16 protein-coding genes and 1 tRNA gene are annotated in these 20,244 nt (G+C 41.9%); 5 read left to right on the top strand and 12 right to left on the bottom strand.

Annotation, left to right across the window (positions count from 1 at the left end; all coding sequences use genetic code 11):
• Positions 1 to 6: 6 nt before the first annotated feature.
• Together C8D94_RS01430 and C8D94_RS01425 are read right to left on the bottom strand one after the other, a co-directional pair.
• The gene (locus C8D94_RS01430; RefSeq protein ID WP_115122126.1) at positions 7 to 1,341 is read right to left on the bottom strand and encodes an MATE family efflux transporter; all 1,335 of its coding nucleotides are present in this window, start codon (positions 1,339 to 1,341) and stop codon (positions 7 to 9) included.
• A gap of 60 nt (positions 1,342 to 1,401) precedes the next feature.
• On the bottom strand, positions 1,402 to 1,902 hold the full coding sequence (locus tag C8D94_RS01425; protein ID WP_115122125.1) for a GNAT family N-acetyltransferase: 501 nt from the start codon (positions 1,900 to 1,902) through the stop codon (positions 1,402 to 1,404).
• Positions 1,903 to 2,027: 125 nt separating this feature from the next.
• On the opposite strand from C8D94_RS01425, the gene C8D94_RS01420 reads away from it, so the two are divergent.
• Positions 2,028 to 2,101 (top strand) — tRNA-Ala (locus C8D94_RS01420).
• A gap of 199 nt (positions 2,102 to 2,300) precedes the next feature.
• Here the strand turns inward: C8D94_RS01420 and C8D94_RS15225 are convergent.
• The 6 genes from C8D94_RS15225 to C8D94_RS01395 all read right to left on the bottom strand — a co-directional run bounded on the left by C8D94_RS15225 (position 2,301) and on the right by C8D94_RS01395 (position 12,098).
• Positions 2,301 to 2,441: a hypothetical protein gene (locus C8D94_RS15225; protein ID WP_170134703.1), complete on the bottom strand. Its 141-nt coding sequence runs from the start codon at positions 2,439 to 2,441 to the stop codon at positions 2,301 to 2,303.
• Between the two features lie 97 nt (positions 2,442 to 2,538).
• Entirely contained in the window at positions 2,539 to 3,384 is an 846-nt protein-coding gene (locus C8D94_RS01415; RefSeq protein WP_115122982.1) for an alpha/beta hydrolase family protein, read from the bottom strand.
• A 5-nt stretch (positions 3,385 to 3,389) separates the two neighbouring features.
• On the bottom strand, positions 3,390 to 6,113 hold the full coding sequence (locus C8D94_RS01410; protein WP_115122124.1) for a PD-(D/E)XK nuclease family protein: 2,724 nt from the start codon (positions 6,111 to 6,113) through the stop codon (positions 3,390 to 3,392).
• A gap of 64 nt (positions 6,114 to 6,177) precedes the next feature.
• A complete protein-coding gene (locus C8D94_RS01405) occupies positions 6,178 to 7,584 on the bottom strand; it encodes an OmpA family protein (protein WP_115122123.1) in 1,407 nt (468 codons plus the stop codon).
• Positions 7,585 to 7,709: 125 nt separating this feature from the next.
• Positions 7,710 to 8,906 (bottom strand): glycine C-acetyltransferase, encoded by a 1,197-nt coding sequence (kbl, locus tag C8D94_RS01400; RefSeq protein WP_115122122.1) that lies wholly within the window; start codon positions 8,904 to 8,906, stop codon positions 7,710 to 7,712.
• A 27-nt stretch (positions 8,907 to 8,933) separates the two neighbouring features.
• Entirely contained in the window at positions 8,934 to 12,098 is a 3,165-nt protein-coding gene (locus tag C8D94_RS01395; RefSeq protein ID WP_211308893.1) for a UvrD-helicase domain-containing protein, read from the bottom strand.
• Positions 12,099 to 12,268: 170 nt separating this feature from the next.
• Between C8D94_RS01395 and C8D94_RS01390 the strand changes: the two genes are divergently transcribed.
• The gene (locus tag C8D94_RS01390) at positions 12,269 to 12,877 is read left to right on the top strand and encodes a superoxide dismutase (protein ID WP_115122120.1); all 609 of its coding nucleotides are present in this window, start codon (positions 12,269 to 12,271) and stop codon (positions 12,875 to 12,877) included.
• A 1,293-nt stretch (positions 12,878 to 14,170) separates the two neighbouring features.
• On the opposite strand, the gene C8D94_RS01385 is transcribed toward C8D94_RS01390, so the two are convergent.
• Complete coding sequence (locus C8D94_RS01385; RefSeq protein WP_115122119.1) at positions 14,171 to 16,069, bottom strand: amidophosphoribosyltransferase; 1,899 nt, start codon at positions 16,067 to 16,069, stop codon at positions 14,171 to 14,173.
• Positions 16,070 to 16,112: 43 nt separating this feature from the next.
• Positions 16,113 to 17,036, bottom strand: a complete 924-nt coding sequence (locus C8D94_RS01380) for a PfkB family carbohydrate kinase (protein ID WP_115122118.1) — start codon at positions 17,034 to 17,036, stop codon at positions 16,113 to 16,115.
• A gap of 316 nt (positions 17,037 to 17,352) precedes the next feature.
• On the opposite strand from C8D94_RS01380, the gene C8D94_RS01375 reads away from it, so the two are divergent.
• On the top strand, positions 17,353 to 17,943 hold the full coding sequence (locus tag C8D94_RS01375) for a hypothetical protein (RefSeq protein ID WP_115122117.1): 591 nt from the start codon (positions 17,353 to 17,355) through the stop codon (positions 17,941 to 17,943).
• A gap of 20 nt (positions 17,944 to 17,963) precedes the next feature.
• Positions 17,964 to 18,581 carry a hypothetical protein gene (locus C8D94_RS01370; RefSeq protein WP_115122116.1) on the top strand — a complete coding sequence of 206 codons (618 nt, stop codon included), beginning with the start codon at positions 17,964 to 17,966 and terminating at the stop codon, positions 18,579 to 18,581.
• A gap of 1 nt (position 18,582) precedes the next feature.
• Here C8D94_RS01370 and C8D94_RS01365 read toward each other — a convergent pair whose 3' ends face one another.
• Positions 18,583 to 19,218 (bottom strand): ribonuclease H1 domain-containing protein, encoded by a 636-nt coding sequence (locus C8D94_RS01365; RefSeq protein WP_115122115.1) that lies wholly within the window; start codon positions 19,216 to 19,218, stop codon positions 18,583 to 18,585.
• Position 19,219: 1 nt separating this feature from the next.
• A complete protein-coding gene (gene purN, locus C8D94_RS01360; RefSeq protein WP_115122114.1) occupies positions 19,220 to 19,855 on the bottom strand; it encodes a phosphoribosylglycinamide formyltransferase in 636 nt (211 codons plus the stop codon).
• A gap of 143 nt (positions 19,856 to 19,998) precedes the next feature.
• On the opposite strand from purN, the gene C8D94_RS01355 reads away from it, so the two are divergent.
• Entirely contained in the window at positions 19,999 to 20,232 is a 234-nt protein-coding gene (locus C8D94_RS01355; protein WP_034259990.1) for an acyl carrier protein, read from the top strand.
• Positions 20,233 to 20,244: the final 12 nt, after the last annotated feature.

Genomic DNA, 20,244 nt, shown 5'->3' with positions numbered 1-20,244 from the left:
TAAACGTTATGCCCTTGCCAGGGGAAGGTATTTTCTGTAATACTTAATGATGAGCGCTGCACCACGCCAGGCTATCCAAACTATAAGTGCCAACCAAATTCCAATAAGCCCCCATTCTTGGTATTTTGAAAGATACAATACGGGAATAAAACCGAAAATAGTAGCACTTAACAACACGTTCCTTAAATAGCCCATTTCGCCCAACCCCTTAAAGATTGAATCCAACGTAAATGCTACTGCGTTGAACGGCAGGCAGATCAATACCATAAAGAACATCCCATAGAACAATTGCAAAACTTTTGGGTCTTTGTTAAAGAGCAACCCTAAGGGGTAGTACAACGCCAAACCTATCAATACTAGCAGTGTTGCCACCGCAATGTTGTATAGGTTCACTTTTTTAGTGAGTTTCCAAAGATTTTTGAAGTTACGCTCTCCCAATATCTTTCCGCCCAAAATATTTCCTGCGGCTCCGTAGCCATCCAAAAAGAAAGCTGTAAATATCCAAATATTGAACGCAATGGTATGCGCTGCAATATATTCTTTGCCCAACGCGGCCGCTTCTCTTGTTGAGAGTATCAAAGCAGCGTTTAAAGCAAGGGAGCGCAAAAACAGGTTGAAACTCATAGAAACCAAACGACGCATCTCAAAATGGAGTGGAAGCACAAGCCGCAAAGAGACCTTGGTTTTTTTCAGTATTAAAATAAAGGAGAGGATTGCCATAAGAATTTGGGCAATCAAACTAGCCCAAGCAGCACCCACAACTCCCATGGGCTCTAGTATACCGTCAATACCATAAACCAGTGCAAAATCCAGTGCAATATTAAGTCCTGCGCCTATGGCCGCAATGATCATGGGCCAAAAAGTATTCTGTAATCCACGGAAAATACCAAAAACGGCAAAGGTAAACAGCGTTAATGGGAAGCCCCATACGCGAATGTTGTAATAATCTATACTGAACTCGAGGATAATACCTTCAGCATTTAGGAGGGTAAAGATTTCTTCCACAAAAAAATACGTACTCGCCAAAACAATGATACTGAGACCGATATTAAAGAATATTGCCTGCGCCGGAAAACTTCGTAGGTCCCCAATCTTTCCCGCCCCTAAGTTTTGTGAGATAATAGCCGAAATAGCGCTACGGGTTTGTCCCAAGATCCAGATCAATGCCGAAAGAAAAGTACCCACAATGCCCACCGCGGCTAAGCTCTCCGTGCCAAACTCTGGGATGTTGCCCACCACGGCAGCATCGGTGCTGGAAAGCACGGGCTCTGCAATGCCGGCAACTATGGCAGGAATGGCGAGTTGTTGGATACGTTTAAAGGAAATGTTGGTCACGCTCATTGGTGCTGCAAAGCTAAAGATTTGCTCTTTTACATGGGTTGCTGTTTCTACAATTTTGCTCTAAAGCACTAATTCGTAACAATGGAATGGATATTCGGCCTGTCTGGGAAAATACACATCGCCCAATTTTTGATAGCCACGGGCCTCGTAAAAGCGTTGGTTCCGTATGTTTTGACTGAAGGTATCCAACCGCACTGAAACGGCGCCCTGCTGTTTCGCAAAGGATTCAGCAAAATCCATTAGTTTCTTTGCTTGGCCTTGATGCTGAAAATCGGGGTGTACGGCAAGACGATGGATATAGTACTGTAAACCATCTTTGGTCAGCCAATCTACCGTGTTATACTCTTCATCCTTGAACGTTGAGATGGTAATGCAGCCGATAATGGTTTCTTCGGCAAACAGCGCATAGAGTTCCCCTCTTTTTTCGTCCTTCTGAAAAGCTGCTACATTGGGATATGCTTCGTCCCATTGAAAGATTCCTTCCGAAGCCATCTTAGCGGCACAAGCTTTTGTTATGGTTAAAAGAGTGCCGATTTCTGAAGGTTTCGCTTTCCGAATCATAGTTGAGTATTTGATGTGCAAGGCGGGTAAAGATACTTTTTCCCGGAGAATGATTTGCTATGCGCGGAAGCATTATTTATTTTGCGATGGGAACCGAAAAATTTATTATCTTCGTAGCCTGAAATGGGGGATTAGCTCAGCTGGCTAGAGCGTTTGGCTGGCAGCCAAAAGGTCATCGGTTCGACTCCGATATTCTCCACGAAAAGGGACAATCCTTCAACGGTTGTCCCTTTATTTTTTTAAGAAGATGTGTTCGGAGGAGAAGTTTATCCTGAGCATTGCGACGTAGGAGCGTAGAGTCGAGGGGACTCCGATATTCTCCACGAAAAAGGGCAAGCTTTTTACGGCTTGCCCCTTAATATATATAATATATATTGGTAGAAATAGTTTTTATAAACTTATTGCGCATTGGCGGTTTTGATATTCTTCTGCCGTTCAATATCCCTCATAAACTGCCTTAGCTGTTCTTTACTGGGGGTGCCTTTTAATATTTGTTTCCACTTACTCTTCAATCCCGGGATTCTGTTCTTGGTTCTCATAATCTAATGTAATTGGTTTCAACAAATTTCAGAAAAGTACCTTCACGAGTCAAGGGGCTTTTCCCCCAATTTTACAGTAAAACACTATATTTTTAACTCAATTACGTAAAAACAAGATGGTTTCACTTACAACGTGCTCTACATTAGAAGGCAGAGCGTTTTCCCGCCAAGGGTGCATGGAGCCGAAAACGTGATTTGCGCCTTCAATAATTTTTAATGAAGCGTTGTTGTTCCACAACTTCATTTTTTTAGCTTCTTCAACGGCAACCGTTTCATCTTCACTACCGTGAACGATCAAGCACGGTTTTTCTAAGCTTTCGAGTGCTCTTTTTATGGAAAGGCGCTCCTCATTTTGTTTAAAATCTTCAAAAAATTGCCAATCGTGCGGCATTTGTTGTTTGGTACGGCCATTCTCCACATAGGTTCGTCCCGTTTTTTTCCAGTTTTCGAAACTTTCGGAACCTTCTTGGAATCTAGTTTTATAATCGCTTACGCCTGCCCAAGTAACCACTTTTTTTACGAGCTTATTTTCTTCAGCTTTTATGAGAACGATGCCGCCGCCACGGCTGTGACCAATAAGTGAGATAGTATCCACCGCGGCTTCTTCGTGAAACCTCTTTGTAGTAGCGATAAAGTTGATGACGGCCTCCAGATCTTCCAGCTCTTTGCTATAATTGTTTTGCGCAAAAGCCTCTAAGTCGGGAAAGTCTATAGGGTCTTCTACGGTACCCCCATTATGCGAAAAGTTGAACTTAACAAAGAAAAAACCAGCTTCGGCAAATGCTTTTGCTACCAGATGCCACGCACCCCAATCCTTAAACCCCTTGTACCCGTGACAAAAAATAACAATAGGTTTCGGACTGTGGTTGGGTGTGAAATACACATCGTATACAATGGGTTTTTTACCGTTTCGCTCAAGAATGTTGTTTGTAAGTACTTTCATGTTGGTCATACTTCTTTTTCGGTGAAAGGGATTTCGGGACTGCAAATCTCCAATATTAGCTTTTTAAGTTCTTCTGAAAATAGCTCGAGTGTTTCCCTTGTGATTTCTTGGTTTTTGTTTCGGCTCCTTGGCGAATCTTTCGTGCCAAATTTCAAGAACCCGTTTGCCATATTCTTAAAGGAAATTATTCCCGCCTGCGCTACATCAAAAGGTTGGTTTCCATAGAGCATAAGAGCATACGTAAGTACCTGAAATGCTTTGCTGTATTTATAGTCTATAGGCAGCTCTTCCCAATTTACCAAATCTAGATCGGCCTGCTGCACATTCCCGGTTTTGTAATCTATAATGCGCAGTTGTCCATTGTACAGATCTACACGGTCTACTTTCCCATGGATATTTACAGGATGGGATAGCTCTGGGATGTCAATAGTGTGGGTGAGGTCGCTCTCAATATGTACAATCTCAATTGTGTTGCCATTTTCTATTTCAGTAAGATCTTGCGCGATGAGGTTTTCTACATAGCGCTTGGCAACTTCAAAAATGATAAGGTTTTTCCCTTTTGAGATATCTCCACCTTGAAAATTTATAGAAAATTGTTGCGTGACCTCCCCGGCAATCTTTTCCTGTAAATTTTCAAGTACTTCTTTTGTAAGCGGGTAATTTACCAACGGGCTATATAATTGCTCCAAGGTATCGTGGACGATGGTTCCCAGCGTGTTAAAGGCAACGGTCTCCTCAACTTCGTTAAACTCGGTAACCTTCAGTATTCTTTGGTAGTAGAAGTCTATGGGGTTACGAATGTAGCTCGTGAGTGCCGAAGGGGAAAACCCTTTTGTTGCTATAGTGACGAGCCGTTGAGTTACTTTTTCTGTCTTTTCAATTTTCGTTACTTCTTTTTGCTGAATGGAAATATTGGGCGTTACAACTTTTTCGATGTAAGTGTGGTTGGGGTGTCCCTCTATCTCCAACTGAAGGATAAATCTGCTCTTTTCTCCACTATTTAATCCTTCAGAAAAGTTGGTGTACAACAATGTGATCTCTTTCGCCCTATGGAGCATATGGTAAAAATGGTATGTATAAATGGCGTCTTTCTCTATGTAAGAAGGTAGGTTGAATTGTTTCTTGAGGTCGTAGGTAATAAATGATGCATTCGATTTTCCCGAGGGAAGGACCCCTTCGTTGACCGAAAGCACGATAACATTCTCGAAATCCAGCACACGGGTTTCCAGTACCCCCATAATTTGTAAGCCCTGAAAGGCCTCGCCTTTAAAATCTATTGTTGTGGAGGCGATGAGCTCGTTGAACAACTCTATCAAGGTGGAAAGATTGGAAATGTGGTCGTATTTTTTGCCCAGTGCCAGTAGTTGTTCCATTATCCCAAATAATTTATGTAGTACTACTTTTTCCACTACATTGTTTGTGGTTGTTGTTTGGAGCTCGAATATTATTTTGCCAAGTATTTCAAGAGCTCTTTGGGGGGAGGTCTCTATATTCCCGAACAATAACTGAAGATTTGTACTGTCTTTTTCTGCTGAAATATCTTGCAGTTGCGCTAGGGTATAGTGGCTCCTGTTTTGTTGGGTAATGGCTTGCGTAACTTGCTGGCTGTTTAATAGTTGAGATGCCACGGGACTTCCCAATAGTTTTAAGGTGTCCCTGAAATAAAATGTATCGCTTCCTTTTTTATGGATAGCCAGCCAAGTTTCAAAAAACACCGCTATCGGGAAGTTTTTCAGCGCCGCTCCCATGGTCACATTTACCTGGGTAACATTATTTGGCAAGGAGTGTAGTAATGGTAGGAGTAATGTTTCATCTGCAAGGACTATTGCTGTGCTGTTCAATTTTTCTTGACTGTATTGTTCCAATAACTGCCCCGCGTATTTAATCTGTGCACTGTTTTTTGAACAAGCGATACTGGTGATATCTTTGGGTTGGTCAAAATTGTTTGATATCAGCCTTGGAGTGTTGTCCTTATACATCTTCCATTCCTTGAGGTATCTTCTAAAAAAAAGTGATGCCCCGTGCTTGGTATTGTCTACAAAATGGTTTTCTGCATCCCAATAGATGCTGTTGTGCTCAATTTCCAGAAAAGCTTGGATAATTTGCTGCTCGGCAGTATTTAAGGCGTTAAATCCTATAAAAACGTGTTTTCGCTCCCCGTTCGCTTGGAGATAGTATTCTGTGTTTTCGGCGGCCTCTCTGTACACGAGGCCTTGGTGGGCAATGTCCTCTTTTAAAAGTGTTTCTTTGAGGTTGAAATAAAATTCTGGAAGTTGTTTCCAGAAATCTAGATAATTCTTGATGAAGCTGGATCTTTCTGAAGTGACATTCCAACGCTCCAGCGATTTTATGCTTCCCAAATATCCAAAGAACTGTTTTGGGTCCAGCAGATATCTATCTACTTCATTGATGTCGTTCATCAAGGTGATGGCCCAGGAAGCATACCCCTCGAAGGATTCTTTTTCCGCTATTGCTTTTGTATTCTTATAAACTTCGTAGCTTTTAAAAAGAAGCTCGGTAGTGTCTATAATCTCTAAACCGGAGAGCTCTTCTATAAGCTCTTCTATGCTAATTATCTTGGGGAGGAATGTAGTTTTTTGGGTTTGTTTCCTTAGGTGGTTCTTTAGGAATCCACCAGCCCTTTTGCTGGGGAGGATGAAGATGCAACTAGACAGGTTTTCCTGTTTTTGTTCAATGAGCTGTAGGGTTTCTTCCAAAAAGGTTTGCATACCCTAAAAATAAGAAACGCCCCCAAAATTGGAGGCGTTTCTAGTTATTTATTTAGAGTGTTATTTATTTCTTCAAAGAAATCTCAACACGTCTGTTCTGTTGTCTTCCTGCTGCAGTGTTGTTTGTAGCAATTGGACGGGTCTCTCCATAACCTTCAGATGTTAACCTGCTGCCTGGGATACCAATTGTAGTTAAGTACTGCATTACTGAAGCTGCACGCTCACGAGATAATTTCTCGTTGTATGAGTCGCTACCTCTGCTATCTGTGTGTCCTTCAATATGGAAGTTAGCAGATGGGTACTCCTTCATAATGTCTGCAATACTCTGAAGTGCAGAGTAAGACTCTTGACGGATAGTAGCCTTATCGTAATCGAACAAGATAGTTTTAGAGTACTCGTTCAACTGGTTGATAATTTCTACAGTTACTTCTGGACAACCGTTGTTTGCAACAGTACCAGGAACGTCTGGACACTCATCATCTTTGTCCAATACACCGTCACCGTCACGATCCTCGTAAGGACAACCGTTGTTAGCTTTAGGACCAGCCTCGTTAGGACAAGCATCTTCAGCGTCAGTGATACCATCACCATCAGCATCTGGACAACCGTTCATAGAAGCAAGACCAGCTACAGTAGGACAAGCATCTTGTGGATCTGGGATACCATCACCATCAGTATCAGGACATCCGTTAAATTCAGCTAGACCTGGTGTGTTAGGACATGCATCGTTTCTGTCTTCAATACCGTCACCATCAGTATCAGGGCATCCGTTGAACTCAGGAAGACCTGGAGTTTCAGGACACTCATCGTCTACGTCGTAGATACCGTCACCATCAGTATCTTTTCCACCAAATTTAAACATGAATCCAGCAGAGTGTTGGAAATGTTGTATACCGTATGAATCTTCGAAAGCGTGCTTGTAAGTAGACTGAAGGTCTAAAGCGAAGTTTTCGCCTAACCAAAAGCGTACACCGGCGATACCGTTTGCAGTACCAAATCCTATGTCGTCTACCCAAGTGTAACCACCACCAACACCAATAGAAGGATCGAACCATCCACCAGGACCGTTCAATAAGTCTCTCAAGCTATACTTAATCTCACCATCAACACCGTAATATGTCACGTCGTCAATTCTAAGGTCACCTATTTTGCTTATTTTGTTGATTGTACCAACAGCAGTGAATGAGAAGTCGCTGCCAATGTATCTTCCTACAGATACTCTAGATACTGAAGGCAAAATATTCCAGTGGTCGTTAGCGTTGAAATATTCGTCAAACATTTCACCTTTAATTTCCGTGAAATTTTCGTCTGTTGCCGGGAAACGACCTTCGTCATCAATCCCTGTTGGGAAGATGTCTACTGCGTTGATACCGGCACCTATTGCCCAAGGGTTGTTTTCGTCCTGTGCGTTAGCTGCACCAACCCCAATGATAAGGAGCGCAGCAACTAAAATACTGTTAAGATGTTTCATATTCGATTGTTTAATTTTTAAGTGTTAATGGAACAAAAGTAAGTTGTTAAAACTTATAAACAAAAGCAAATCTACTAAATTTTTCATAAATAGAGATAGCTTCCTTTTTATTCTATGTCACGCTATTAGCTAATTACCCCTAATTTCTTACCTACTTTAACAAATGCTCCAATGGCTTTATCCAAGTGTGATTTTTCATGAGCGGCAGACAGTTGAACCCTAATTCTTGCTTTCCCCTTGGGTACAACAGGGTAGAAAAAACCTATCACATATATTCCCTCTTCTAGCAACATATCTGCCATTTGTTGGGAAAGTTTTGCATCGTACAGCATCACGGGCACTATGGCCGAGTCTCCATCAACTATATCGAACCCAGCGGCTTTCATTTCTTTTTTGAAATAGTTGGTGTTCTCTTCAAGCTTATCACGCAGGGTAGTGTCCTTGGATAACATGTCGAACACCTTAATAGAGGCTCCCACTATGGCCGGTGCCAGTGAGTTTGAAAACAGATAAGGTCTTGATCTTTGTCGAAGTATCTCAATAATTTCCTTTTTTCCGGTTGTGTATCCCCCCATGGCTCCGCCCATAGCTTTGCCTAGGGTTCCAGTAATAATATCGATACGTCCCATCACTCCTTTTTCTTCCAATGTTCCACGGCCAGTCTCTCCAATAAATCCAGTGGCATGGCATTCGTCTATCATAACAAGAGCGTCGTATTTTTCGGCAAGATCACAAATCTTGTCCAGGGGTGCCACGATCCCGTCCATAGAGAAAACGCCGTCCGTTACTATTATCTTAAAGCGAGCTCCATTTTCATTGGCTGCAATAAGTTGTTTTTCCAGGTCGTCCATGTTGCTGTTCTCATACCGGTAGCGGGCTGCCTTACACAAGCGAACACCGTCAATAATTGAAGCGTGGTTTAAGGAATCTGAGATAATAGCGTCTTCTTTGGTCAACAATGGTTCAAAAACACCTCCGTTGGCGTCGAAGGCCGCTGCGTATAGTATGGTATCCTCGGTTTGATAGTATTCGGCAATCTTTGCTTCCAGCGTTTTGTGGATATCTTGTGTACCACAGATAAACCGAACAGAGGACATGCCGAAGCCATGGGTGTCCATGGTATCTTTAGCAGCTTGTATCACCTCTTTATTTGAGGAGAGGCCTAAATAATTGTTTGCGCAAAAATTTACGACTTCCTCTCCTGTGGAAATTTTTATAACAGCGTCCTGTGGCGAGGTAATAATGCGCTCTTTTTTATAAAGCCCATTGTCCTTTATCTCCTGTAGTTCCTTTTGTAAATGTTCTTTAATCTTTCCGTACATACCTAGTGTTTTTGTTGGCTAGCAAAGTTAAATTTTATTTATGGAAATAGTGTCCCCGTTCACATAAATTAAGACTTTTAGCGTTACCACAAAGCCCATATCCTGTAGTGATTGCGCATAAGCCGTAAGTTGGGTTTTATGTTTTTCGAGGGGGGTCCCGGTCTTATAATCTGTAACAACCACCTTTTTAGTATCCATAAAGTTCAGTCTGTCCGGGCGCATTAGCTGGTGGTCCTTTGTTACAATGTCACGTTCGTTGAAAATAGAACTTGTATCCAAAGAATCATCAAATAGAAAAGAAACCTCAGGATGGTTTGTAATGGTAGCAACCGTAGTTTGCAATGCAGCTAATTTTTCAGAAGGAAGTATGCTTCGCTTTCTATAGTTTTCGAAAACTGAAACGATATCTTTCCGTGTTCTTATTTTCTCCATGGTATCGTGCAGCAGATTCCCAAAGTCTATGGCTACTTCGGTTTCATTTTCCCATAGGAGTGCTTCGGCACTGGCAACATTAAGCTGGTGGTTTTCTGGGCGGGATGTTATAAATATGGGCTCTTCAGAAATTAAGTGCTGTTTTTCGGTTTCCCTAGGGCGAGATGTTGCGGTAGCTTCGGCATTTCCAAAACGATACACTGTTTGGGAGTCTTGCCACATACCTTTATGCTGTAAAAAAGCAATTAGGGTTTGCCCAAAATTCTTCGGTGGGTCTGAAATTTGTCGCGAGGGCTTTTCAGCATATATGTAAAGTTGTTCCACGGCCCTGGTCAGGGTAACATACAATAGGTTGTAGTTGTCCAGCTCTAGGGTGTTGCGTCTTTCGGTATAAATGAGTTGCCCGGCCTCTCCGTAGTTCGCCACTTCATTCTTATAGTTTATGAGGGCTTCTTCTAAAGGCTCGTGGTTTATAGGAAACCAGGTTTTTGGGTCTATTTCGCCATAAATATCTGTATCTGCATAAGGAAACAAAACCACAGGAAATTCCAGTCCTTTCGATTTGTGGATGGTCATAACCTGTACTGCACCCTGTGTATTTCCCGATGGAATGCTGGCCGTACCCTTTTTTTGTTCCCAATGTTCCAAAAAGTTTATTTTTCCGGCTTGGGGATTGTTCTCAAAATCCAGCACAAAATCCATAAAAGTGAAGAGGTAGGCATCAGCTCTTTTGTGCAATTGCAAAGCACTTATGATGTATTCGCAGGTTTGGTATAACGATTTGGTATTAACTTCAGCAACCGAAAAGTAAATCCCGTATTTTTTGAGACCCTCGGTAAATTGAACGTCCTCTAAGGGCAAAAGTTCCACCAGAAAATCGTGTTTTTGGGTTTTAATGTTGAATGTGTCGTGTACAAATTCCAAAAATGAAACTTTTGCTGTTTCATGAGTAGGGAAAACAGCAAAGGTTAGCGTATTTATGATACACTGCACCAGTGGCGAAAATTGAAGCAACAAGGTTTCTGATGATACTACATCAATGCCGTGTTCCATTAAATAAGTGCTCAGGGCAATACCGTTGCTCTTGGTGCGGCAAAGGATACAAATTTCCTCTGGGGCATATTCGTTCTGCGTGAGTTTCGTAATGGTTTCACGTACCTGCTCACCGTACAGTTTGTGGGCGTGCTCCTTGTTCTCGGCGTCTATGAATTCTAGTTGGACATAGCCGTTCTCTTTGGTGTTATGTTTTTGTTTATTCCCTATTTCGTACAGATTTCCGTGTACGGGATTGCCAAAATACTGTTGTATAAAACTGAAAAACTGATTGTTAAAACCTATCACTTCTTCACAGCTCCTATAGTTGGTTTCAAGGTTTTCTACCTTCTTTTCCTGTATCGCAAAGGGGTTAACATTTTCGTATAAATTCATAAACTGCTCCGGCAAACCACCCCTCCAACGGTAAATGGACTGTTTGGCATCGCCCACCAATAAAAGGGTTCCCTGCTCTTGGTCTTCAAATTGCTGGGATAGGGCATTGTCTATCAATGGGATTAAATTTTGCCATTGTAATAGTGAAGTGTCCTGAAATTCGTCTATAAAAAAATGACGGTAGCGGTCGCCCAAACGTTCATAGATAAAAGGTGCTGGTTGATCCTTTATCTCCTTATGGATGATGGTGTTGAATTCTGAAATAGGCAGCACATTGTATTGCTCTTTCAATGCTTCAAATTCTTGCTGTACCAAATTGATTACCGAGAGTGGCACGAGGTTTTTCACGATATTGTCATACAGCCATATTTCTGAAACAAGGTGCTTTGTGTGTTGAAACACGGCTACCAACTGGGAAGTAATCCCATCTATGGTATCAGCGATATGGTCGGGAGTCTTTGAAGTGGGGTACATGGGTTTTTCCCCGAGGGTTTCTTGCCAGGCGGCACCATAGGAAACCCCCAGGTCCTGCGCTGCCAATTTTTCAAGATAACTGGGGAAATAAGCGCGGTTACCTCCTGAAAAGTCATTTTTTTCCAAGCCAGCTTCAGTAATGAGCGAAAGTGTGTCCTGCGCCAGTATTGAAACTGCTGTGAGTTTTTCGTCTCTCTTGTTTCGGATAGATTTTTCGAAATCCTGAAAATCCTCAAGTGTCGCTGTTTCTAGCTTTTTGAGATGTGCTGCATCGTTTTCACTCAATAGCAAACTAGCGGCCCCAGCAATATCTCTTGCAACGTCCCAAGATTTGTCCTCGTCGGTTTTCTGTAGGGCAAATCGTATCAAAAGCTTTGTAATGGCCCTGTCCTCTCCGGCCTTTGCAATGAGTTGGTCCACGGCCTCCATGATAAGCTGTGGAGTATCCAGGCTTACCTCAAAATGTGCCGGCAACTTTAAGTCCCTTGCAAAAGTGCGTATAAGCCTATGGTTAAAATGGTCTATAGTCTCTACACTAAAATGGGCGTAATGGTGCAATAAATGAGTAAGGACTCTTTTTGCCTTTTGCTGCAGTTGGAGAATGTCCAGATTGGTTTCGGCAGCTATTTGTGTAAGCATCACAGGGGGGTCCTTCTCGTCAAAATCTTCAGAAAATTCCACCAAAGCCTCAACAATGCGCTGTTTCATCTCGGCCACCGCCTTGTTGGTAAATGTAATGGCTAGCATATTCTTGTAACCATCGTCCCTATGGGCGGTTATTAATTGTTTCAGATATAATTTTACGAGGGTAAAGGTTTTTCCGCTACCAGCAGAAGCATTGTAAATTTGAAAAGGCAAAAAGTTGGCCACTGTTTTTTTTATAAAAGTACAAATTTTAACACCAAGGCAGAGCATATCAACTTTGTCTATACAGATATAAAAATCTTATAAATTCTATAACATTCACAAGGGTGTGTAATATGTATATTTACAATTGAAAAATAATAGTAACCAAAAAAACGAAGAATATGTCATTTGAACTACCGAAATTAAAATACGACCACGGCGCATTGGCTCCGCATATAGACGAAAAAACCATGAAAATTCACCATGGGAAACATCACCAAGGATACACCGATAAATTGAACAAGGCGATTGAGGGAACCGATATGGAAGGAAAAACCATAGAGAATATCTTGATCAACCTTGACAAGGAAAACAAAGCCGTACGTAACAACGGCGGTGGATATTATAACCACAGTTTGTTCTGGGAAATAATGTCGCCCAATGGAGGCGGAGAGCCCTCTGGAGAGTTGGAGAGTGCTATTAACAGTGCATTTGGGAGCTTTGCAGATTTGAAGGAGAAATTTTCTGAAGCGGCCAAAGGACAATTTGGTTCAGGTTGGGCTTGGCTGTGCGTGCATGACGGAGGTAAGGTAGAAGTTTGCAGTACCGCTAACCAGGACAATCCCCTGATGCCCGGAATAGGGTGTGGCGGCACGCCAATTCTTGGATTGGATGTTTGGGAGCACGCATACTACCTCAACTACCAAAACAGACGCCCAGATTATGTGGAAGCATTTTTCAACGTAATTGATTGGGACGAAGTTTTAAAAAGATACATGCAGAACAAATAAGCTGAATCTTAATAAAGCTAAAAACCTCTTTCAATAGAACTGGAAGAGGTTTTTCGGTTTAATAAACTACTTTTGAATAAAGTGAATGCTTTTTGAAGTTCAAGCGAATTTTCATACAGTAGTTCGCTCTGACAGACTCTTGCTCTCAAATCCAAAATGTATTGTATGCAAAAAGTAAACGTTTGTCCAAGAGGAGCGGTAAACGCCTCGCAGTTCATCGCTCTCGCTCATCACTGCTCGCCACCCCCGAAATTTGGGGATATAAAACCTGTATGCCGAGGAAGAAAAGGGGAACGTTTGTCCAAGAGGAGCGGTAAACGCCTCGCAGTTCATCGCTCTCGCTCATCACTGCTCGCCACCCCCGAAATTTGGGGATATATAACCTGTATGCCGTAGGAAGAAAAGGTGAACGTTTGTTCAAGAGGAGCGGTAAACGCCTCGCAGTTCATCGCTCTCGCTCATCACTGCTCGCCACCCCAAAGTTTGGGGCATAAAAAAAGGTGAACGTTTGTCCACCTTTTTTTGCCCCAAATCTACCATGAACTTAACCTACTTATGCTATGGTATGGGTCAAATATATGCTATTCAGTTTGTTGAAAAATAAATTTTAGACCAAAGGAGTATTTTTTCGTTTAAGTGTTAAAACCCTAGTAAATGCTCTGTTGGTAGAAATGATGAACAAGTAATTGCCTGCCTTTCTGTTAATTTAGAATAGCTTGTACAAGCAGTAATACCTTACATGTTAGAGGTGTAAAAGACGAACCGGTGTTTAAGGAAGGTTGAAAAGTCTTCAGTGGTTCGTTGTTGCCCAACATACCTTCAGGGGTTTGCTGTAAATAAAGCAACCTAGCGTTAGGAATAGGATGGCACGCCCCACAGCGGTTCGCTCTCGCTCATCACTGCTCGCCAGCTTGTTTGGATTTGGTTGTGAGTAAAGAAATAATAGGGTAGTGGAAAGGGCGAAAAGTCTTCAGCGGTTCGTTGTTGCCCAACATACCTTCAGGGGTTTGCTATAAATAAAGCAACCTAGCGTTAGGAATAGTATGGCACGCCCCACAGCGGTTCGCTCTCGCTCATCACTGCTCGCCACCCCAATTTGGATTTGGAACAAAAAAAAAGGTAAACTAGCGTTCACCTTTTTTGCCCCAAATCTACCATGAACTTAACCTACTTATGCTATGGTATTAGTCAAATATAGATTTTATTTTCAACCTAGCGTTAAGACTTTTCCTACTTTTAGACCAAGTGGAAACAAAATTCGTTAAAATGCATCTTGTGATATATTTTTAACATTTAATAGGCGCGTTCTGGGTTGCCCTCAAAAAAGTTTATATAGGCTTTATTTACTACACGGTTACCACCGGGAGTAGGATAGTTACCTGTGAAATACCAATCACCCAAGTTTTTTGGACAGGCCTTGTGCAAATCGTCAACCGATTGGAAAATCAACTTCACCTTTGCATTGATGCTTTCTTCTGAAATAATCTCGGCGATCTTATCTGATAGTTCTTCGTCTGTAAAAGGAGCATAGAGTTCTTTTACGTGGTTCACAACCTCTGTATCATTTAGTTGCACCTGCTTTTTACACTTCTCGTAAATTTCTTCAATAATAGTTGCTGTGCCACGTTCTTTGTGTAGTTCCAGTGCTGCGTTGAAAGCTACAAGATGTTCCAGCCTTGCCATATCAATTCCGTAGCAGTCTGGATACCGTATTTGAGGGGCGGAAGACACCACTACAATCTGCTTGGGCTGTAAGCGATCTAGCATTTTAAGGATACTCTTTTTAAGTGTTGTGCCGCGAACAATGCTATCGTCAATGATAACCAAGTTGTCATTTGGTTTCACAACGCCATAGGTGACGTCATAAACGTGGGCTACGAGATCGTCCCGTGAGCTATCGTCCGTTATAAAGGTCCTTAGCTTTACGTCTTTAATGGCTATCTTCTCGGTACGTATCTTGTGTGATTGAATTTGCAGCAAACGTTCTTCGGTAAGCTTGTCTGCTTCTTCAAGGATAGCTTCATTTTTTTGCTTGTTCAGCTCATTTTGGGCAGCGTCCAACATTCCGTAGAAGGATGTTTCGGCTGTATTGGGTATGAACGAGAACACGGTGTTTTCGGTATCGTAATTTATGTTTTCCAGCACCTTCGGCATTATTAATCTTCCCAGTTCTTTTCGTTCTTGATAAATTTCGGCATCACTTCCACGGGAAAAATAGATACGTTCAAACGAACACGATTTGCGCTCCAGTGGCTCCAGGATTTGTTCCATTTTCATCGTGCCGTTCTTCTTCATTAACAATGCGTGACCGGGCTCAATTTCCCGTACGCTTTCAAAAGGAACGTTAAAGACCGTTTGTATTACAGGGCGCTCGCTGGCCACTACTAGTACCTCGTCGTCCTTATAATAGTATGCGGGGCGAATTCCTGCGGGATCTCTTAAAACAAATGCATCACCGTGGCCCAATAGTCCTGCCATGGCATAACCACCGTCCCAGTTCTTGGCGGATTTTCTAAGGATTTTCCCCAACTTTAAATTTTCAACAATAAATGGGGAGGCCTCAATCTTGGTCAATCCCTTGGCCTTTGCTTTTTTGTAGAGTTTACGAACGGCATCGTCCAAGAAATGCCCAATCTTTTCCATAACGGTAATGGTATCGGCTTTTTCCTTGGGGTGCATTCCTAGCTGTATAAGGTTTTCGAACAGCTCGGTAGTATTGGTCATGTTAAAGTTACCGGCAATGATGAGGTTACGGTGCATCCAGTTGTTGGTTCGAAGAAACGGGTGCACGGTCTCTACACTATTGCCGCCAAACGTGCCATAGCGCACGTGGCCCAAAAACAACTCGCCTATATATGGGATGTGGCGTTTTTGTAGTCGTACATCGTCCTTGAGACCTGGTTTGGTTTTAAACTCTTCGTTAATGCGATTGTTTATTTGCCCAAAGATGTCCTGTATGGGCTGTGCCTTGTTACTGCGTATACGGCTTATGTACCTGTCCCCAGGTTGAACATCCAGTTTTATACTTGCAAATCCAGCTCCATCCTGCCCCCGGTTGTGCTGCTTTTCCATCATGAGGTACATCTTGTTAACCCCGTAAAAGGCTGTACCATATTTTTCTTTGTAGTACTCCAGCGGTTTTAACAATCGCACCAGGGCAATCCCACATTCGTGTTTTAAAGCGTCACTCATTAGTAGTAAAGTCAAAAACGCCCCGAAAGTTCAGGGCGTGTTGTTATGTTAATTCTATATCGTATTGTGTTAGGCTCTTAAACTGGTGCAAGCGCTTGTTCACTTCGTCCCTATTTAAGTTCTGCATACGTTCTGTGCCAAATTTCTCCACACAAAAAGATGCGAGGCATGACCCGTGTATTATGGCTCGTTTCATATTCTCAAAGCTGTAATCGCCTGTTTTTGCAAGGTAGCCTGTGAAACCTCCTGCAAATGTGTCTCCGGCTCCTGTGGGGTCAAAAACTTCGGCAAGTGGTAGTGCGGGTGCGAAGAACATATTGTCCTTGTGAAAAATAAGGGCGCCGTGCTCTCCTTTTTTAATCACCACATACTTTGGGCCCATGGTAAAAATCTCCTTGGCAGCATTTACCAAGGAATATTCTCCAGAAAGCTGTCTTGCTTCTTCGTCGTTTATAGTTATTACATCTACTTTTTCAATAACCTTTTTTAGATCGTCCATGGCAACGTCCATCCAAAAGTTCATCGTATCCAGTACGATCAATTTTGGATCCTCCATTTGTTCTACTACGCTCATTTGTACCATAGGGTGGAGGTTGCCCAGCATTACTACCTCTGCATCTTTATAGCTTTCTGGAACAACGGGAGAGAAGGATTCGAGCACGTTCAACTCTGTGGCCAGGGTGTCGCGGCTGTTCATATCGTTATGGTAGCGACCGCTCCAGAAAAAGGTTTTTCCGTCTTCTACAATCTCTAGACCCGCTACACTCATCCCTTTATCTTTCAGCATATCGATGTCTTCCTTGGGGAAATCTCCCCCTACTACCGAGACTATAGCGCCATCAGTATTAAACTGGGAGGCGGCCAAACCTATGTATGTTGCGGCTCCACCCAATATCTTGTCTGTTTTTCCAAAGGGGGTTTCAATGGCATCAAAGGCAACGGTTCCAACGATTACAAGTTTACTCATAGCAGTATTTGAAATGAAGGTGCAAATATACGGGGAATCTTCCTAAAAGACATAACTATTTATGAGAGCACTCTTCTTAAAATAGAAGTGTTAAATCATTTGCTTTAAATTGTCTCTAATCTTAATCAGATTTGTGTCAACATTTGGCCGAAAAAATAAATTGCTTTATCGTGTTGGAGCTTCAAAGTTGACGTTGATTTCCTACAAAATTTAAAAAATAGACGATTTTTTCGATAAAATACAGCATAAACTCGTTAAGCTACAATGGCACTTATTTCTTTTATCTATAGTTTTGAAGCACCCCAAATTATTGATTATGAAACAACTACTATTTTACGCTACATTTTTATGTGGTTTTTTAACTTTCGCACAAGTAGGAATTGGCACAACAAATCCTTCAGCAGAACTAGAGGTTAATTCAACAGCATCTGGTTTGCCCACCTTACAATTAAACCCACAAACTACACCGGTAGGTTCAGCCGCAGGACAAATTTCGGTCATTGGCGATAGATTGTATCTTTTTGATGCTACTAGAAGCAAATGGTTGACTGTAGAATCTTCCACGGTAACCTTTGGTCTTGAAGGGGATCTAAACAACAAAAATCTGGAATATGCAGGCGATATACAGAATAATGGGCCTAATATGCCCTATAATGGAACTGTTGTGTATGCGGCGATAAACTCTTCAGGAGGAAGTCTAACCAAGGGAATTACACTTGAGGTTTATAACAGTTTAAGAAACCTTATACAAACGCACAACTACAATTTGGTAGACGGAAGGTTGTTGCTCACAGACCTCAATATCGATTTTTCAGCCGGAGACTATTTTTTGGTAAAAGTAGATGACGATACTACAGGATCGGTTAAGGACGTGTCTATGGTAATATGGTCGAAATGGAGACAATAAACTTTTCAAAAACAGTAAAGATGAAAAAACTTATATACATACTGTCTTTCTTGCCATTAAGCCTTATGGCGCAAATGGGCATAGGGACTACCGAGCCAACGGCAATGCTTGAGATAAAAACAGAAACCGACGGTATCGCTGCATTAGAATTGGTGCCCCAAACAAACCCCTCCGGAAGAAACACTGGCCAGATGGCAGTGATAGATAATAAACTTTTCCTTTTTGATGCAGCACGTGACAAATGGTTGAGCGTTGAAAATACAACTTTGGAATACGGGCGCTTGGGCGCTGGATCAGACCCAGCCGAGATAGAATTTGGTGGTGGTGACTTGCAAAATGGTCCTAGAATGCCTTTTGATGGGACTATCGTGGGCATTACCATAAGCGCGACGGATGATGATAACCAAAGAGAAATTACCCTGTTTAAAAATGGCGTTGCAGTTGCCAATAACAATTTACTTCCAGAACTTGATGGTGTTTTTGTACTAAACCCATTTACGCTACAATATAGGAACTCAAGCTATAATCTAGATTTCAATGCTGGTGATATGTTGAGCTTTGCGATAGATAACGCGGTGAACGATATTGACGACTTGGTTATAAAACTGGATATAAAGTGGCGGGTAGATAATAACTAAATTACTTCCTCCCAAAATCAGCGGGAATTTCTCCCCAGGCCTTGGTCTCCCATTTCACAATTTTAGTTTGGTAGCTGTTGGTTTTTAACCAGTGCTCTGCCCGTGCCACCAGCTCGAACAGTTTTGCATTTTTTTGGGTCTTCTTGAGCTTGGTATTACATTTTTTCTTACGTACCCAGCCCATGGCTATACGGGAATCTGTATAGAGTATACGATCACTTTTTTGCTGTTTTAAGTAGGCAATGCCATGAACAAGCGCTAAAAACTCACCAATATTATTGGTGCCTTGCTGGAAAGGACCTTGATGAAACAACTGCTTGTGGGTCTGTGTATCTACCCCACGGTATTCCATCTTGCCAGGATTACCGCTGGATGCTGCATCTACGGCAATGCTATATAGGTTGGGTTCGCCAATTTTTGCCAACTGTTCTTTAGTGAGGGTTTTCTTTTTGGTGTTCTTACCCTTATAATCTGCATATTCTTTATTGTAGGCCTTTTTGGCTTCTGCAAAGGTGGGGAACGATTTGTACTGCGCCCCGCTCACTCCTCTAATAGATAATTGGCACTCTTTCCAGCTACCAAATATCCCGGCGGGATTGCCATACCATACTACATAGAATTTTTGTTTTTTGCTCATATTATAGGGATAAGGCCCCTTCGTCGGAGGGGTTTGGGGAGGACAACAACTCTTCAATTACCTTAGGCAACCATTCATACTCCAGTAATTGTACTTTTTTTGCAACAGTTTCAGCTGTATCGCTGGGGGCTATTATTGTTTTTTTCTGAAGTATGATCGCACCCTCGTCATAATTTTCATTTACATAATGTATGGAAATGCCCGTTTCACTTTCCTCATTTGCTACAACGGCCTTGTGTACATGGTGACCGTACATCCCTTTTCCACCAAATTTGGGTAGTAATGCCGGGTGTACATTTATTACTTTATGCTGAAACTCCTTTAGGATGATTTCAGGAAATTTCAACAAGAATCCCGCCAGTACAATGAGATCGGGTTGTTCCTTCTTTAAAATTTGAAGCACCCCTTCTTCTGAAATCAATTCGTTTCTAGTGAAGCTGGATCTTTTTACACCAAGGGTTTTGGCGCGATCTAATACTTTGGCACTCTTGTTGTTACTGAGCACGTGAACAACCTCGGCAACCTTGGATTGCTGAAAGTATTGAATAATATTTTGGGCGTTGGTACCGCTGCCCGAAGCAAAAATTATAATTCTTCTCTCTTTCTTTGGTGACCTGGTTTTCACTGAAGTATTCATTAAATAATTCACAAAAGTAGGCAATAGGGTTTTACTTCGCCCAAAAAATTACTACATTGGTAAGCACATTTTAAGCTATTAATGGCTTTTTCAATTAAAATATTTTATTTTTGCCACTTAATTAAATTTTAAAACAGAACATTATGTCAGACATTGCATCAAGAGTTAAAGCAATCATTGTAGACAAATTAGGCGTAGACGAAAACGAAGTTGTAAACGAAGCAAGCTTCACGAACGACCTAGGGGCAGACAGCCTTGACACCGTTGAGCTTATCATGGAATTCGAAAAGGAATTTGATATCCAGATCCCAGACGATCAAGCAGAGAACATTGCTACCGTTGGTCAAGCAATTTCATACATAGAGGAAGCTAAATAAACTACCTTTTAT

The sequence above is a fragment of the Marinirhabdus gelatinilytica genome, from assembly GCF_003353425.1.
GTDB classification, from domain to species: Bacteria; Bacteroidota; Bacteroidia; order Flavobacteriales; family Flavobacteriaceae; genus Marinirhabdus; species Marinirhabdus gelatinilytica.
The sequence above is the reverse complement of the archived record's forward strand: the minus strand, read 5'-3'. Positions and strand labels throughout refer to the sequence as shown.

Coding starts and splice junctions, on each gene's coding strand:
- C8D94_RS01355 (WP_034259990.1), top strand. CDS start 19,999: ATGTCAGACATTGCATCAAGAGTTAAAGCAATCATTGTAGACAAATTA.
- C8D94_RS01410 (WP_115122124.1), bottom strand. CDS start 6,113: ATGCAAACCTTTTTGGAAGAAACCCTACAGCTCATTGAACAAAAACAG.
- C8D94_RS01425 (WP_115122125.1), bottom strand. CDS start 1,902: ATGATTCGGAAAGCGAAACCTTCAGAAATCGGCACTCTTTTAACCATA.
- C8D94_RS01405 (WP_115122123.1), bottom strand. CDS start 7,584: ATGAAACATCTTAACAGTATTTTAGTTGCTGCGCTCCTTATCATTGGG.
- kbl (WP_115122122.1), bottom strand. CDS start 8,906: ATGTACGGAAAGATTAAAGAACATTTACAAAAGGAACTACAGGAGATA.
- C8D94_RS01370 (WP_115122116.1), top strand. CDS start 17,964: ATGAAAAAACTTATATACATACTGTCTTTCTTGCCATTAAGCCTTATG.
- C8D94_RS01365 (WP_115122115.1), bottom strand. CDS start 19,218: ATGAGCAAAAAACAAAAATTCTATGTAGTATGGTATGGCAATCCCGCC.
- C8D94_RS01430 (WP_115122126.1), bottom strand. CDS start 1,341: ATGAGCGTGACCAACATTTCCTTTAAACGTATCCAACAACTCGCCATT.
- C8D94_RS01375 (WP_115122117.1), top strand. CDS start 17,353: ATGAAACAACTACTATTTTACGCTACATTTTTATGTGGTTTTTTAACT.
- C8D94_RS01390 (WP_115122120.1), top strand. CDS start 12,269: ATGTCATTTGAACTACCGAAATTAAAATACGACCACGGCGCATTGGCT.
- C8D94_RS01380 (WP_115122118.1), bottom strand. CDS start 17,036: ATGAGTAAACTTGTAATCGTTGGAACCGTTGCCTTTGATGCCATTGAA.
- purN (WP_115122114.1), bottom strand. CDS start 19,855: ATGAATACTTCAGTGAAAACCAGGTCACCAAAGAAAGAGAGAAGAATT.
- C8D94_RS15225 (WP_170134703.1), bottom strand. CDS start 2,441: ATGAGAACCAAGAACAGAATCCCGGGATTGAAGAGTAAGTGGAAACAA.
- C8D94_RS01385 (WP_115122119.1), bottom strand. CDS start 16,069: ATGAGTGACGCTTTAAAACACGAATGTGGGATTGCCCTGGTGCGATTG.
- C8D94_RS01415 (WP_115122982.1), bottom strand. CDS start 3,384: ATGAAAGTACTTACAAACAACATTCTTGAGCGAAACGGTAAAAAACCC.